The sequence below is a fragment of the Corynebacterium lehmanniae genome (assembly GCF_043161975.1).
In the GTDB taxonomy this organism is placed as follows: Bacteria; Actinomycetota; Actinomycetes; order Mycobacteriales; family Mycobacteriaceae; genus Corynebacterium; species Corynebacterium lehmanniae.
Genome location: NZ_CP170998.1, coordinates 1,614,585 through 1,628,636, shown reverse-complemented (window position 1 = coordinate 1,628,636; position 14,052 = coordinate 1,614,585). Strand labels below are relative to the sequence as shown.

14 protein-coding genes are annotated in these 14,052 nt (G+C 61.5%); 3 read left to right on the top strand and 11 right to left on the bottom strand.

What is annotated here, in order from left to right; translation table 11 throughout:
* Positions 1–8: 8 nt before the first annotated feature.
* From ACF3NP_RS07830 to ACF3NP_RS07800, 7 genes are all read right to left on the bottom strand, one after another.
* Positions 9–656 (bottom strand): ATP-binding protein, encoded by a 648-nt coding sequence (locus ACF3NP_RS07830; protein ID WP_181889887.1) that lies wholly within the window; start codon positions 654–656, stop codon positions 9–11.
* Between the two features lie 119 nt (positions 657–775).
* Positions 776–1,543, bottom strand: a complete 768-nt coding sequence (locus tag ACF3NP_RS07825) for an ATP-binding protein (RefSeq protein WP_392398613.1) — start codon at positions 1,541–1,543, stop codon at positions 776–778.
* On the bottom strand, positions 1,540–2,565 hold the full coding sequence (locus tag ACF3NP_RS07820) for a Mu transposase domain-containing protein (protein WP_392398612.1): 1,026 nt from the start codon (positions 2,563–2,565) through the stop codon (positions 1,540–1,542). The genes ACF3NP_RS07825 and ACF3NP_RS07820 overlap by 4 nt, the downstream gene beginning before the upstream one ends.
* A gap of 42 nt (positions 2,566–2,607) precedes the next feature.
* Entirely contained in the window at positions 2,608–3,957 is a 1,350-nt protein-coding gene (locus ACF3NP_RS07815) for an IS256 family transposase (RefSeq protein ID WP_392398611.1), read from the bottom strand.
* A 30-nt stretch (positions 3,958–3,987) separates the two neighbouring features.
* Complete coding sequence (locus tag ACF3NP_RS07810) at positions 3,988–4,632, bottom strand: Trp family transcriptional regulator (protein WP_236883590.1); 645 nt, start codon at positions 4,630–4,632, stop codon at positions 3,988–3,990.
* Positions 4,633–4,761: 129 nt separating this feature from the next.
* Entirely contained in the window at positions 4,762–5,589 is an 828-nt protein-coding gene (locus ACF3NP_RS07805; RefSeq protein ID WP_181889889.1) for an AlbA family DNA-binding domain-containing protein, read from the bottom strand.
* Between the two features lie 315 nt (positions 5,590–5,904).
* On the bottom strand, positions 5,905–8,091 hold the full coding sequence (locus tag ACF3NP_RS07800; protein ID WP_181889890.1) for an NADP-dependent isocitrate dehydrogenase: 2,187 nt from the start codon (positions 8,089–8,091) through the stop codon (positions 5,905–5,907).
* 60 nt (positions 8,092–8,151) lie between these two features.
* Here ACF3NP_RS07800 and ACF3NP_RS07795 point away from each other — a divergent pair, with 60 nt between their 5' ends.
* The 3 genes from ACF3NP_RS07795 (at position 8,152) to bsaP (ending at position 10,429) form a co-directional block, all read left to right on the top strand.
* Positions 8,152–9,066, top strand: a complete 915-nt coding sequence (locus ACF3NP_RS07795) for an exodeoxyribonuclease III (RefSeq protein WP_181889891.1) — start codon at positions 8,152–8,154, stop codon at positions 9,064–9,066.
* Positions 9,067–9,141: 75 nt separating this feature from the next.
* Entirely contained in the window at positions 9,142–10,203 is a 1,062-nt protein-coding gene (gene bioB, locus ACF3NP_RS07790) for a biotin synthase BioB (protein WP_181889892.1), read from the top strand.
* Between the two features lie 22 nt (positions 10,204–10,225).
* Entirely contained in the window at positions 10,226–10,429 is a 204-nt protein-coding gene (gene bsaP / locus ACF3NP_RS07785) for a biotin synthase auxiliary protein BsaP (protein WP_181889893.1), read from the top strand.
* Here the strand turns inward: bsaP and ACF3NP_RS07780 are convergent.
* The 4 genes from ACF3NP_RS07780 to ACF3NP_RS07765 form a co-directional block, all read right to left on the bottom strand.
* The gene (locus tag ACF3NP_RS07780) at positions 10,426–11,109 is read right to left on the bottom strand and encodes a hypothetical protein (RefSeq protein ID WP_181889894.1); all 684 of its coding nucleotides are present in this window, start codon (positions 11,107–11,109) and stop codon (positions 10,426–10,428) included. The two genes, bsaP and ACF3NP_RS07780, sit on opposite strands and share 4 nt — an antisense overlap.
* Complete coding sequence (locus ACF3NP_RS07775) at positions 11,106–11,789, bottom strand: P-loop NTPase family protein (protein ID WP_181889895.1); 684 nt, start codon at positions 11,787–11,789, stop codon at positions 11,106–11,108. The genes ACF3NP_RS07780 and ACF3NP_RS07775 overlap by 4 nt, the downstream gene beginning before the upstream one ends.
* On the bottom strand, positions 11,786–12,139 hold the full coding sequence (locus tag ACF3NP_RS07770) for a GntR family transcriptional regulator (protein WP_070614319.1): 354 nt from the start codon (positions 12,137–12,139) through the stop codon (positions 11,786–11,788). The genes ACF3NP_RS07775 and ACF3NP_RS07770 overlap by 4 nt, the downstream gene beginning before the upstream one ends.
* Positions 12,140–12,237: 98 nt before the next feature.
* Positions 12,238–14,040 (bottom strand): acetyl/propionyl/methylcrotonyl-CoA carboxylase subunit alpha, encoded by a 1,803-nt coding sequence (locus ACF3NP_RS07765; RefSeq protein WP_181889896.1) that lies wholly within the window; start codon positions 14,038–14,040, stop codon positions 12,238–12,240.
* Positions 14,041–14,052: the final 12 nt, after the last annotated feature.

Below are 14,052 nucleotides of genomic sequence, written 5' to 3'. Positions count from 1 at the left end.
CAAGAAAACTACTCAGCCCAGAAAGGGACATAACGGCGGTTGCGTGGTCCGGCATCCGGGTCGTAGAGCCGGATGAGGCCTTTGTCTACCGTGGCGTTAATAAGTCGGGTCGCCTGGGAGGCCTGCGAATCCCTGAGTCCGAAGCGATGCCGTATTGATGCGTTAGTAATAGCGCGATTATCCAGAAACCCGAGGCACGCATGCTGGTAGACGGCTTCGATCTTTTCATCCGTAGTCATTAGGTTGAAGGGGCGGTAGGCGCTCAGTGTGACGGTGGTTGTGCCGTTTGCGCGAATGAGTGCCGGTGGAAAGTGCTCTTTTTCCAGCGACGCAACGATCTTGTCCCAGCCGCTTCCGCGTTGCTCTACGAAGTGTGCGAGGCGAAGTGCTTCGCCGAGGTGTGCATTACGAGTGGTAGAAGCCGAGTCAATAAAACGTTGAGGATCGACCAACGGTGTACCAGGATTGGTTACTTCCACGCGGTCGCTGAAAATCTCAACGGTCAAGTACTGACCGCGCTGTTCCAGATCCTGGTGCATGAGCGCATTCGCAAATACTTCGCGAAATGCCACAGTGGGCAGCAGCGGGGTTTCAATTCGGCGTCCGCTTGGATCGATAGTCTCTCCACCGGGTTTTAACGTGTTCACCAAGGTCACGATCTCGCTAAACGAGGCGGCGTATTGTTTAGAAGATCGAAATGGAAGCGGTGTGGTGAGTTTGTGGTAGCGCTTGAGTGGGGATCCGGTAGCGGGTCCCTGCTCAGGCGCTTTGTGTGTTACTGGTTAGCTTCCAGTCTCATGTTTGGTCCTTCGAGGGTGATGATTTCGGCGCCGGCGATGAGTCGGTTGAGGATGGACTCGGCGATGACGGCGTCCGGGATGGATCTGTACCAGTCTTGCGGGGTGAACTGTGAGGTCACGATTGTTGATCGGTTGCCTTCTCGTTCGGAGAGAATGTTGAAGAGCAGGTGTGCGGTGGCGGCGTCGACTGGGGTGGTGAGGAAGTCGTCGAGGACTAGCACGTCGACGTTGATCAACTCGCGGGTGAGTTTGAGCCGGGCTGGGTCGTCGAGTGGCATTACTGCGAAGTGCGCGGCGAGCATGTCGGTGCGGTAGAACCTGGCGGAGTAGTCGTTGCGGCATGCTGCGGTGATCAGTGCTTGGGCGAGGTAGGTCTTGCCGACTGAGGATTTGCCCAAGATGACTATGTTTTGGCCCAGGTGGCACCATTGTCCGTGAGCGAGTCGGCTGACTTGTTCTGGGTTGATGTTGCGGTCAGGTGCGTAGGCGACGTCTTCGAGGCAGGCATCGGGGTTTGGCGATCGTGATGCCTTGAGCAGTTTGTTGATGCGGCGTTCGCGTCTGGCCGCGACTTCTTTGTCGAGTGCGTAGAGCACCTTTTGGGAGAAGGTCCACGTGTCGAAGGCTGGGTCGTTGGCGATGTCGATGACGCTTTTGCCGAAGGCTGTCATGCGCATTGCTGTGAAGTCCGCGAGGACGGATTCGTCGAGGAAGCGCTCTTGCGGCGGGGTCGGTGGGGTCATGGCGTTGTGGTTCCTTTCTTGATGAGGTTGTCCAGGCTGAACTGTGCTGCGCCACCGAGGTAGGCGCCGCTGGTGTCGCGTGTGGCAGCGGCGGGTGCGTGGGCCGGATGCCCAGGTGTGGCCGGTGCCGGTTGGTCGAAGCCGTGTGGTCGGGTTGCGGCTTCTTTGCGTACGGCGGCCATCATGTTTTTGACCGCGGTGTAGGACACCGCCCGGCGGGTCCCGTCGGAGGAGACCAAGCGCTTACATGCTTCTTCCAGCACGGGCTTGTTGGCGTGTTTGCCCATTGACAGCACGTTCCTGCACGATTGGTACGCCTGGGCCGGGATTGCTTTCGCCGTGATCATTTCCTCGATGACGGTGCGTGTCGCCGGCCCGATCTTTTGGGCTTCGCGCAGGAAGTAATCGCTCGTCCACAGTCCCTGGGTGTGATCCATGTTCGCCGGTATGTGGTCGGCATCGGTGACATACGCCCCGCGGGTGTGGGCAAGCGTGTGGGTTGTAACGGCACGGCCACCATCGAAGACCGTGAGCACTTGCCCGGTGATGCGCACATCGACAGTGCGGCCAACGAGCTGGTGCGGCACGGAGTACCGCACGCTGGCTACGGTGATGTGGAAATCTGGGGCGATCTTGGCGCGTTTCCACTCGGTGCGCTGCCACGGGGTATCGGGAAGCGCTGTCAACAGGTGTCTTTCATGCGCATCGAAAATGTCTTTGCGGCTTGACTGCTGGTGACGAAACGGTACCGCCTGGTTGATCTGGTCAACCAGCTGCTGAATTCGCGAGTTGAGTTCGTCAAGGTCGACGCACTGGTGGCCATCGAGTGCGTGGATGACCTTGTGGGTGACGATCTTGACTGCGGCTTCGACATTCGCTTTGTCTTTCGGCCGTTTCGCCCTCGTGGGCAGTGCTGCGGTGTTGTAATGCTCCAAAAACTGCTCGTAGGTGTCGTTGACCTTGCGGTTTCGATCCGCCGCGCTGATCGCGTTCGACGCAGTCGAGGCATTATCCGGCACCACAACCTCAGAGGGTGTCCGATTCTTTGTGTGCGGGGGTTTGGTTTACAAGTAGTCCGCGAATCGGTCGGGGTAAGCCACGGCTAGTTGGTTGATGGCTTGTTTCCACCCGGTGGCTTTCGCTCCTTCAATATAGCCGTTGCACTCAACGTCGCGCTTCGCTTTCTTGGCTCGCTGCGCAGCGCGCTTGTCTTCGATGTTGCAGATCATCAACCAAAGCGTCTTCAGCGCCGCGGTATCGTTCGGGAATTGCCCGCGGTTACGGGTAGCTTTCCGCAGTTCAGCATTCAGCGACTCGATCGAATTCGTGGTGTAGAGCACCCGGCGTGCCGCCGGCGGAAACTGTAAAAACGGCACGAACCGCTCCCAAGCGTCGCGCCAAACTTTGACCGACTGCGGGTATTTCCGGCCCAGTTCACTGGCCTCGAACGCATCCAAGCTGGCACGGGCGGTGTCCTCGTTTGTGGCCGTGTAGACCTCACGCAGCGCCCGGGAGACACCTTTGCGGTCCTGATACGACACCCACCGGTTCGCAGCCCGAATCAGGTGCACGATACAGGTCTGCACCATGGAATTCGGCCAGGTGGCTTCCACGGCTTCCGGCAAGCCTTTGAGCCCGTCGCAGCAGACAATGAACACGTCCTGGACACCGCGGTTGGCCAGGTCCGCGCACACCGATGCCCAGAATGCGGCACCTTCATTTTCAGCGATCCACAATCCCAGGATGTGCTTGATGCCGTCCATGTCGACACCAACCGCCATATAGCAGGACTTGTTGACCACGCGGTGCCCGTCACGGATCTTGACGCGTAGCGCGTCGAGGAAGATCACCGGGTAAAACTCGTCGAGCTGACGGTTTTGCCAGATCATGACCTCCTCTAGCACCGCATCGGTAATGGTGCTGATCGTATCCGGACTCATATCCACCCCCAGGGTGGTCGCGAGGTGGTGCTGAATATCGCGCACTGTCATCCCGCCGGCGTATAGCGAGACGATCATGTCATCGAGTTCTGTGAGCCGGCGTGCGCCCTTGGGCACCATCCGGGGAGTAAACGTGCCGGCACGATCCCTGGGCACGGTCACGTCCACCGCGCCGTACCCGGAGTTGACGGTTTTGGTGTACGACCCGTTGCGGTGATTGTTGCCCTGTGCGGATTCGACTTGGGCTTTGGTCTTGCGGTCGGAATGGCTATAGCCCAAGTGCGCATCCATCTCCGCCTGCAGACCAGCGTTGATCGATGCCTGCAGCAGGCCTTTGACCAGCTCGCTTGCATCATCAGCGGAAGCCGACAGCTCGCTGATCAAGCTGGCGAGCTCAGGATTTTCCATCAGCTTCTCGCTGATCTCATTGACCTTTGCCGGGTCATGGTTTTTCTTCGGTGACACCGTAGTCATTATCGGTGAAACTCCTTCTAGATCAGAGCCTCACACACAAACTTCCTGACACCCTCCAACCTCAGGCACGCCCCCGAAGTAGGCGAACGCGTGGTGGTGGGCATCAAGCCAGGAATGCTGGCGCTCATCCGGACATGCGAGGGCAAAAATCATCCCTGAATACGGCATTGAGGCGACAAACACGCTGACCTTCACCCCCGGTGCGCCATAAGGGTCGAACAGGCGCATCTTGGTGCCTGCCCAATCCACCTGCATGGTGTGCCCCGGTGTGTGGGTGATGCGTGCGGTCAAACCGGCCGCATCGACATGAGACGCCACCAACTGGCGAAACCGGTCGTAGCTGTAATGGAGCTGGCCGGGTAAAGCAGGTGTGGTGGTGTAGCGCGCCCACAGCACTTGCAGTGTCTGCTTGTTACGCCCCGTGCGGGCTTTGACCACCGCATCAAAATCGATAGGGACGAACTCGCCCTGGCCGGTACTGCGCCCATCTACGAATAACTCGTCGAGCTCATCATCCGTCAACGCCAAAACCTGGTCGACGGTGCGAATCCCAAGGGATCGAAGCACCTGATTCGACCGGGAAATCGTGCGGTGCGAGCACCCGAGCTGTTGTTCAATCTGGCGGTACGAACGCTGCTGCACAAGCAGCTTCATCACCGCCCGGTAATCCGTCATCAGCGGACTCCTTCCGGTAACCGGCTACACCCCTGTGGCGCAACCACCCGAAAGCATCACCCGCCACCGCCAACCCCGCTACCGGAAACCCACTGAACCGCTACCCGAAAGTCACCACACCGCTACCAACTAGCCGGTCGCAACAGCGTATCCCTCGTCAAACTCCCATTCTCGTTGGAGTTGCGTCCGCGATGTGTCACCGAAGTGCATCACGCGAGGGGCTAAGCCGGCGAGGTGTGGGAAGGATTTGAGTGAGCGCGCGTACATCAGAGCAGACCAAGCAGGAATACACCAGCCCAATTCGTGGGAGTATGTAATCGCCTCCGCTGCTCGCATTGTGTCGATGAGGGCGCCACCAACATTGCGTGGCAGTTCGGGCCGGTTGATAAAGAAAGCGTCGGAGGAGAGAAGGGAGGTGATCTCTTCGGGTTCGAGGCCTTCCGCGGCGTTGCTGGTTTCAAACTCGAACTGGTTGAGTTTCCTCCACAACTCGCGTTCACGATCTGGAAAGTCCATTAAGTTTTTTGTGTAGCTGCCCTGTCGGAAGTAACGGGTCCCATCGTAGGCATAAGGGGCCGAAAGGGCAGCCGGAATCCGGAGGAGTACGACGGTTCTATTTTCGATTGTGACCGATTCGAAGGAGATCGTCGGCGTGGGGGAGACTACACGCTGCAACCAAGGGAATAGGTCTTCGTTGCCTTTGCCTTTCGTTATCTCCCATTGGAACGAAGTGCCTACGATTTCATGCGTATCACTTACACCCCAGATCAGGTAACCTGCTGGTTCATCATGAAGACGAGCTGAGTTGCCTAAAGCGCACACATACCTGGCAATTTCCGGGCCGGTCGTGGTGCTGTTTTCCTTAAACTCCAGCCAAGGGAGCTCCGCAGGCAAATCGAGGAATCGCTGGATTTTAGCGATGAGTTGAGGCTCCGGGGTGGAATTAAGTGGTGACATGCCTCAAGTATCCCCCAGAAGCAAGAAACAGGCAAGAAAACGATTCCGCAGGTAAGGGAGTTTTTAAAGGGGTTCTAGGCCTGTGCTGGCGCCCTTTTTCGGTTACGGAGCAAGAAAGAGTGTGAATGTACGGGGCCAGAAAGAATCGTGCTTCTGATCTGATGTAGGTGGTCTAGTTCCTCGGGTAAGCGTTTGCGGTAAATGGGGCGGAGGTACTGGGCTGGGCACAGCGCTGCCCAGCCTGACCAAACAAAAAACGGCCGGTGCCGGGGCGCGAAACCCCGACACTGGCCGGCCGTTTTTTAGATCAGCGAGCTACTTCTCCAGTTCGTCGATGATCTTGTTGAAGGTTGCGGACGGGCGCATGACCGCCGAGGTCTTCTCCTCGTCCGGCCAGTAGTAACCGCCGAGGTCGGCAGCGTTGCCCTGGGCGTCCAGGAGCTCCTTGTCAATCACATCGGCGTTGTCGCGCAGGTCCTTCGCGATCGGGCCGAAGACCTCGGCCAGCTCGGCGTCGTCGGACTGGGCTGCCAGCGCCTCTGCCCAGAACAGGGAGAGCCAGAAGTGGGAGCCGCGGTCGTCGATCTCGTTCACCTTGCGCGACGGGGACTTGCCTTCGTCGAGAAGCTTCTCGGTAGCCTTGTCCAGCGCGGCGGCGAGAACGCCGGCGCGCTCGTTGCCGTTAGTGTTCTTCTCGTGGCGGAAGGACTCAGCCAGCGCGAGGTACTCGCCGAGGGAGTCCCATCGCAGGTGGTTTTCTTCCTGGACCTGCTGGACGTGCTTCGGGGCGGAGCCGCCGGCACCGGTCTCGAACAGGCCGCCGCCAGCCATCAGCGGGACCACGGAGAGCATCTTGGCGGAGGTGCCCAGCTCGAGGATCGGGAACAGGTCCGTGTTGTAGTCACGCAGGACGTTGCCGGTCACGGAGATGGTGTCCTCGCCGCGGCGGATGCGCTCCACGGAGGTCTTGGTGGCCTCGACCGGGGAGGCGATGGAGATGTCCAGGCCCTCGGTGTCGTGGTCGGCCAGGTACTTGTTCACCAGCTCGATGAGGTTGCGGTCGTGGGCGCGCTCCTCATCCAGCCAGAAGATGGTCTTCATGCCGGACAGGCGTGCGCGGTTGACGGCCAGCTTGACCCAGTCCTGGATCGGGGCGTCCTTGGTCTGGCATGCGCGCCAGATGTCGCCGGCCTCGACGTCGTGCTCGATCAGCACGTCGCCGGCAGAGTTGACCACCTGGACCTTGCCGTCGGCCGGGACCTTGAAGGTCTTGTCGTGGGAGCCGTACTCCTCAGCCTTCTTCGCCATCAGGCCGACGTTCGGGACGGTGCCCATGGTGGTCGGGTCGTAGGCGCCGTTTTCGCGGCAGTCGTCGATCACGGTCTGGTACACACCGGCGTAGGAGGAATCCGGGATGACGGCCAGGGTGTCCTGCTCCTGGTCGTCGGCGTTCCACATGTGGCCGGAGGTGCGGATCATCGCCGGCATGGAAGCGTCGATGATCACGTCCGACGGCACGTGCAGGTTGGTGATGCCCTTGGCGGAGTTCACCTGCGCCAGAGCCGGGCCGTCCTGCAGGGCCTTGTCGAAGGCGGCGCGGATCTCCTCTCCGTTTTCCAGCTCGGACAGGCCCTCGTAAATTGCGCCGAGGCCGTTCTCGCCGTCCAGGCCCGCTGCGAGGAGCTGCTCGCCGTACTTGTCGTAGACGTCCTTGAAGAAGGCGCGCACGACGTGGCCGAAGATGATCGGGTCGGAGACCTTCATCATGGTGGCCTTCAGGTGGGCGGAGAAGAGCACGCCTTCGTCCTTGGCGCGCTTCACGGCGTCCAAAAGGAACTCATCCAAAGCGCGGGCGGACATGTAGGTGCCGTCGATGACCTCGCCCTTTTCAACCTTCAGGCCGTCCTTGAGTACCTCCTCGCCGCCGTCAGCCTTGACCAGCTTGATGGTCAGGGTGTCTTCGGACGGCATGATGACGGACTTCTCGTTGTGGCGGAAGTCGCCGGCGTCCATCGTCGCCACGTTGGTCTTCGAGTCGGAGGACCACTCGCCCATGGAGTGCGGGTGCTTCTTGGTGAAGTTCTTCACGGCCTCCGGAGCGCGGCGGTCGGAGTTGCCCTCGCGCAGCACCGGGTTCACGGCAGAGCCCTTGACTGCGTCGTACTTCTCCTGCGCGTCCTCGTAATCCGGGATGTCAAAGCCTGCGGCCTGCAGCTCAGCGATGGCCTTCTTCAGCTGCACCAGGGAAGCGGAGATGTTCGGAAGCTTGATGATGTTGGCTTCCGGCGTCTTCGCCAGCTCACCGAGCTGCGCGAGCGCGTCGTCGACCTTCTTGTCGCCGAGGCGGTCCGGGAACTGCGCGAGGATGCGGCCGGCCAGCGAGATGTCGGCAGTGTCCACGTCGATGCCGGCGCGGGAAGCGAAGGCCTCCACGATCGGCTTGAGGGAGTACGTCGCCAACAGTGGCGCTTCGTCGGTGCGGGTCCAAATGATCTTCGCCATAATGCTCCTTTGATTTAACGTGTCTGACTTCAGCCAACCAGACTACTAGGGTCATCACACATGAGTCTCACAATTGCGTCGGTCAACGTCAACGGCATCCGCGCCGCCACCAAAATCCGCAACGAAAACAACCCGGGCATGCTGGCCTGGCTCGATGAAACCCCGGCGGATGTGGTGCTTATGCAGGAGGTTCGCGCCACTGCCGAGCAGGCGCGCGCGGCGTTGGCGCCCGCGCTGGAAAAGGGGTGGCACCTCGCCGTCGCCCCCGCGGAGACCCCCGGCGCGAAAGGGCGCGCGGGTGTGGGGATCCTGTCGCGCACCCCGCTTGACGACGTCACCTTCGGCATCCCCAGTTTCGAAGATGCCGGACGTTTCATCGCGGCCACACTTTCCGACGGCACCCGCGTCGGCTCGTTGTACCTGCCGTCGGGTTCCGCCGACACGCCAAAGCAGGACGAGAAGTACCGCTTCCTCGACGAGTTCGAGCCGCTGCTGGAGCAGTGGGCGGGTGAGTACCCGGGCATGGTCATCGGCGGCGATTGGAACATCTGCCACCGCCGCGAGGACCTGAAGAATTGGAAGACCAACCGCAAGAAGTCGGGCTTTTTGCCGCACGAGCGCGCGTTCATGGACGCGGTGTTCGGCTGCTTCCCGGACGAGGAGGCCCAGGACTTAGACGTCAAGGCAGACGCTGTGTGGGCGGGCGCTGTGGAGTACGTGTCCAAGGGCCGTCGAGAAGCGAATGGCTCCCCGAAGTGGTTCGACGTGGCGCGCAGGCTGCACCCGGAGGACGCGCCGTACACCTGGTGGACGTTCCGCGGGCAGGCCTTCAACAACGACGCGGGGTGGCGCATCGACGTGCAGGCTGCGACCGCGAACATGCTCGAGCGCGCCGAGCGGACCTGGGTGGACAAGGCGCCGACGGTGGAGCAGCGGTGGTCCGACCACTCGCCACTTTTGGTTGAATACCGCTAAATGCTGAACACCGTTCAAGGACGGGCTACACTGACACCTACTTGTGACGTGAACCACCAAGAACGGAGTCCAGTAATGACTGACATCCTTGACATCGCACGCGAAAAGGCCCTGGAAAACGGCGAGGGCCTGAACCAGGAGGAGCTCGTCCAGATCCTCAACATCGAAGACGAGCGCTTGCCGGAACTGCTCGACCTGGCGCACCAGGTGCGCATCAAGCACTGCGGCGTGGACGTCTCCCTCGAGGGCATCATTTCCCTGAAGACGGGCGGCTGCCCCGAGGACTGCCACTTCTGCTCACAGTCCGGCCTGTTCGAATCCCCGGTGCGCGCCGTGACCCTGGACATCAACGAGCTGGTGGAGGCCGCCAAGCAGTCCGAGAAGATGGGCGCAAGCGAGTTTTGCATCGTCGCCGCCGTCAAGGGCCCGACCCAGCAGCTGCTCGACCAAGTCGCCGAGGCCGTCACCGCCATCCAGGACGAGGTGGACATCTCCATCTCGGCCTCCCTGGGCATCCTCACCCGCGACCAGGCCCGTCAGCTGGCCAAGATGGGCGTGTCCCGCTACAACCACAACTTCGAAACCGCAGAGTCGTTCTTCCCCAACGTGGTCACCACCCACACCTGGCAGGAGCGCAAGGACACCCTGGAAAACGTGCTGGCAGAGGGCATGGAAACCTGCTGCGGCGGCATCATCGGCCTGGGCGAGACCATCGAACAGCGCGCCGAGTTCGCCGTGCAGCTCGCGGAAATCCAGCCGCACGAGGTGCCGATGAACTTCCTCGACCCGCGCCCGGGCACCCCGTTCGCGGACCGCCCGCTGGTCCCGCAGGGCGAGGCGCTGCGCGCCGTCGCCGCATTCCGCCTGGCCATGCCGTCCACCCAGCTGCGCTTCGCGGGTGGCACGGAGCTCGCGCTTGGCGACGACGGCACCGAAGCCGGCCTCATGGGCGGCGCCAACGCCATCATCGGCGGCAACTACCTGACCACCTTCGGCCGCCCGATGGAGAAGGACCGCGACGCCGTGGACCGCGTGATGGAAGGCGCGACCCCGGGCGTGAACCTGGGCATCACCCCGGTGGGCGAGAAGGTCAACTCCGGCCACGGCGTGCTCTACGACACCATCAAGTCGCTGTAATCTTCGCTAGGTTTTTCCGCGCATGAAGATTCCCGACAACACCGATCTCGCCGACGCCGTTTTGTCCGGCGAGATCGCCTGGCCGCTCGACCCGGCCCGCCCCTACGATGCCCCGCGCATCTGCCCGCTGTGTGAGCGCCGCATGGTAGTGAAAATCAGCCCGATGGCGTGGGAGGCTGCTTGCTCCCGCCATGGCCTGCTGCGGTCTGAGTGGTTGGAGCGTTAGTGCACGAAACGGCGGGTTCTAGCGAACACAATTGCGCTGGCTGCTAAAACTACTGGCCCCGCCGCCGCTACGAAGATGGCGTAGACGTAGGGATCGGAGGGGTTCACATCCGCCTTGTAGATACCCACTAGGAGCCCGGTGAAACCACCCACGAACATGCTGTCGAGCATGAACCACTGCATGCGGGTGCCCCGCGCAAGGCCGATTGCTACACCGGACAGCCCCATCGTAATGAAGATGACGAAGTGGAGTAGCACAGTTGACACGACGGATGTCAGGTCCTGCGCAGCACCTTCAACGAAATACGGTTCGCCGCTGAAGTCGATCCAGGGCATCGGTTCTCCGTTGGTAACAATGAACGGGTCGTACCGCTTGTAGTACGGGCTATGTGCTTGGTGGTACACCGCCGACGCGGCGGTAAGTGGCGTGAGTATGACCGCTGCCACGAAAGCCGTTAGCGCTGCCGAATTCATCCATCGGTTGAAGCTCGCGCCCAGCTGATTCATTGCTGGCCAGTTCGATCCTCCGATCGCGAAGAGAATCCACAGTGTGGCAGCGCCCGCCATGGTCCACAGGCCGCCGTCGCCAAACTCCAATCGTCCAAAGGGAACGGCAATGCAGAGGACAAGAAAGACGCCCAAATACATTGTTGGTTTGAAGGGGCTGAGGAAGAGCTTCATCGTGCGGGCCTTTCTGTCGCGAGGAGGTCAATGAGTTCGGCATCGTCCGGATACTCGATGGGCAAGTGGACATCGGCCTCGCCGATAGGTTCGGCGAACGTCGCGCGTGTCGTGGGCCCGAGGCTCGCTGTTTCGGCGACGGGGAAGCGGGCGATAAGGTCTTTGATCTCGGCGGTGGGGCCGGTGACCGTTGGAAAGCACAGGCGGGCGTCGTCGAGTGGGACTGGGCGCGAAACCACCCGATCAAACACTTGGATGACATGAGTGGCGAGACCCACGAAGTCCTCAGAGCGATGCGATGCCATCACCACTCTGCGCTGCGGGTTCTCCGCGATGTAGTCGATCAGTCTCTGGCGGACCTGTTTGCGGGTGGTGGTGTCGATGCCGTCAAACGGCTCGTCGAGAAGCAACAGGTCTTTGCCGATGGCTAGGGCCACCTCAATGGTGAGTAGGCGGCGTTGCCCAACGGAGAGATCTCTGATACGGGCGTTGGGAAAGCCTAGGTCTACGTGCGGGTAGATCGCTGCGACTGCGCGCAGGTGATCGTCCACGGTCGTGCCTGCAAACTTGGTATCCGCACCAGCCGGGACGAACGCGGCGTGCCGGCTCATTAGCGTGTGGAGGTAGTGGGTTTTACCGGCGGCGTTCGGGCCGACCAGCGCGTAGAAGCCGGGATTCATTGGGCGCGCTCCTTTTCGATCATTGCCGTCAGCTCCTCGGTGGTGATGCCGAGTTGGTTGGCCTCATGGACAAACGGCTGGACAAAATCGCGGGCGAATGCTTCGCGACGAGTACGTAACACCTGCTCACGCGCACTCTCCAGGACGAACATGCCGAGTCCGCGGCGTTTCTCCAGTAGACCCTCGTTGAAAAGTTCGGTGAGCGCTTTGGCGGAGGTGGTGGGGTTGACGGAGTGGTAAGCGGAGAGCTCGTTGGTAGACGGCACCCGGTCGCCGGGGGCGAGGGTGCCTGCGCCGATGAGGTCACGTAGCTCATCCGCAATCTGTAGGTATATGGGTTTACCACTCATGTGGGTAACCATAGAACTGGAAAGCCCGGCGCGTCAACCCCCAATTTTTGACGCGCCGGGTGAGATCCGGTTATGTCGATGAAACCGCAGGCCAGCGGCTACTCGGCGTCGGTGATGTCGAGGAGTGCCACGCCCTTATCTACATGGCTGCCGGCCTCCACCGCGAGGTTCTTCACAACACCGCTCTTGTGAGCCTTGACCGGGTTTTCCATCTTCATGGCCTCAAGGATGACCACGATGTCACCGGCTTCGACCCGAGCACCTTCGGTAACTTCGGACTTCACCACGGTGCCCTGCATCGGTGCGGTCAGGGTGTCTGCGCTGGCTGCGCCCTTGCCGGAACCCTTACCTCCCGATCCACCGCTACGGGAGCGGCGCTTGCGGTCGCGGCGAGTCAAAGCAGAGGCGCCGAGAAGCAACGTCTCCGGCAGAGTGATCTCGATCGATCGGCCGTTGACCCCGACAGAGACGGTGCGGCGGCGCACCTCATCCTGGTCACTGTCTTCGCCAGCGCCGTCGGACTCGTAGGGCGCGACGTCCGGGTCCCATTCCTCTTCGATCCAGCGGGTGTATACGGCGAATTGGGAGGCGTCGCCGGTGAAGGTGTCGTCGTCAAGCATGCGCTGGTGGAAGGGGATGATAGTCGGCATGCCTTCTACCCGGAATTCGGCGAGGGCGCGCTTGGCGCGGGCGATGGCCTGATCGCGTGTTTCGCCGCGAACGATGAGTTTGGCCAGCATCGAGTCGAACTGGCCGCCGATGGTGGAGCCTGCGCGGATGCCGGAGTCGACGCGCACGCCGGGGCCTGCGGGTTCGATGTAGGTGGTGGCGGTGCCGGGCATGGGCATGAAGTTGGTGCCGGCGTCTTCGGCGGTGATGCGGAACTCGAAGGCGTGGCCGGTGGGCTCCAGATCGACGTCGAAACGCAGCGGCTCGCCGGCGGCGATGCGGAACTGCTCGATGACAAGATCCACGCCGGTGGTTTCTTCGGTGACGGGGTGCTCGACCTGGAGGCGGGTGTTGACCTCAAGGAAGGAGATCATCCCGTCAGCTCCGACGAGATATTCCACGGTGCCAACGCCCACGTAGCCTGCTCGCTTCGCAATCGCTTTAGCGGACTCGTGGATGCGTTCGCGCTGCTCATCGGTGAGATATGGGGCGGGGGCTTCCTCGATGAGCTTTTGGAACCTGCGCTGCACGGAGCAGTCGCGGGTGCCAGCGACGATGACGTTGCCGTGCGTATCCGCCAGCACCTGTGCTTCAACGTGGCGGGCGCGGTCGAGGTAGCGCTCCACGAAGCACTCGCCACGGCCGAACGCTGCTTTGGCTTCGCGGGTGGCGGACTCGAACAGTTCGCGGATCTCGCCACGCGTGCGGGCGACCTTCATACCGCGGCCGCCACCACCGTACGCCGCCTTGATAGCCACCGGTAGACCGTGGTTGTCGGCGAATGCGACCACATCGTCGGCGCTGTCTACCGGGTCCTTTGTGCCCGGCACCAGTGGGGCGTCGACCTCTTCAGCGATGCGTCGGGCAGTGACCTTGTCGCCAAGCGCGTCGATGGCCCGCGGCGGCGGTCCGATCCAGGTCAGACCCTCGTCAATGACGCGCCGGGCGAACTCGGCGTTTTCCGCCAAAAAACCGTAGCCGGGGTGGACGGCGTCCGCACCGCTGTCGCGGCAAGCCTTGAGCACTTTGTCGATATCCAGATAGCTTTGCGACGATGTCTCGCCACCGATCCCAATCGCCTCATCCGCCATTTCGGTATACGGCGCGTCCTTGTCGGGGTCGGCGTAGATCGCCACGGAGGCAAGGCCTGCGTCGCGGGCTGCGCGGATGATACGGACCGCGATCTCGCCGCGGTTGGCGACGAGGACCTTACGGAACGGAAAGTCATGCATATGTGCGGTCCT

Bases quoted from the DNA above. Each gene is read 5' to 3' on its own strand.
- ACF3NP_RS07825 (WP_392398613.1), bottom strand. From the start codon at position 1,543: ATGACCCCACCGACCCCGCCGCAAGAGCGCTTCCTCGACGAATCCGTC.
- ACF3NP_RS07815 (WP_392398611.1), bottom strand. From the start codon at position 3,957: ATGACTACGGTGTCACCGAAGAAAAACCATGACCCGGCAAAGGTCAAT.
- ACF3NP_RS07810 (WP_236883590.1), bottom strand. From the start codon at position 4,632: ATGACGGATTACCGGGCGGTGATGAAGCTGCTTGTGCAGCAGCGTTCG.
- ACF3NP_RS07805 (WP_181889889.1), bottom strand. From the start codon at position 5,589: ATGTCACCACTTAATTCCACCCCGGAGCCTCAACTCATCGCTAAAATC.
- ACF3NP_RS07800 (WP_181889890.1), bottom strand. From the start codon at position 8,091: ATGGCGAAGATCATTTGGACCCGCACCGACGAAGCGCCACTGTTGGCG.
- ACF3NP_RS07795 (WP_181889891.1), top strand. From the start codon at position 8,152: ATGAGTCTCACAATTGCGTCGGTCAACGTCAACGGCATCCGCGCCGCC.
- bioB (WP_181889892.1), top strand. From the start codon at position 9,142: ATGACTGACATCCTTGACATCGCACGCGAAAAGGCCCTGGAAAACGGC.
- bsaP (WP_181889893.1), top strand. From the start codon at position 10,226: ATGAAGATTCCCGACAACACCGATCTCGCCGACGCCGTTTTGTCCGGC.
- ACF3NP_RS07780 (WP_181889894.1), bottom strand. From the start codon at position 11,109: ATGAAGCTCTTCCTCAGCCCCTTCAAACCAACAATGTATTTGGGCGTC.
- ACF3NP_RS07775 (WP_181889895.1), bottom strand. From the start codon at position 11,789: ATGAATCCCGGCTTCTACGCGCTGGTCGGCCCGAACGCCGCCGGTAAA.
- ACF3NP_RS07770 (WP_070614319.1), bottom strand. From the start codon at position 12,139: ATGAGTGGTAAACCCATATACCTACAGATTGCGGATGAGCTACGTGAC.
- ACF3NP_RS07765 (WP_181889896.1), bottom strand. From the start codon at position 14,040: ATGCATGACTTTCCGTTCCGTAAGGTCCTCGTCGCCAACCGCGGCGAG.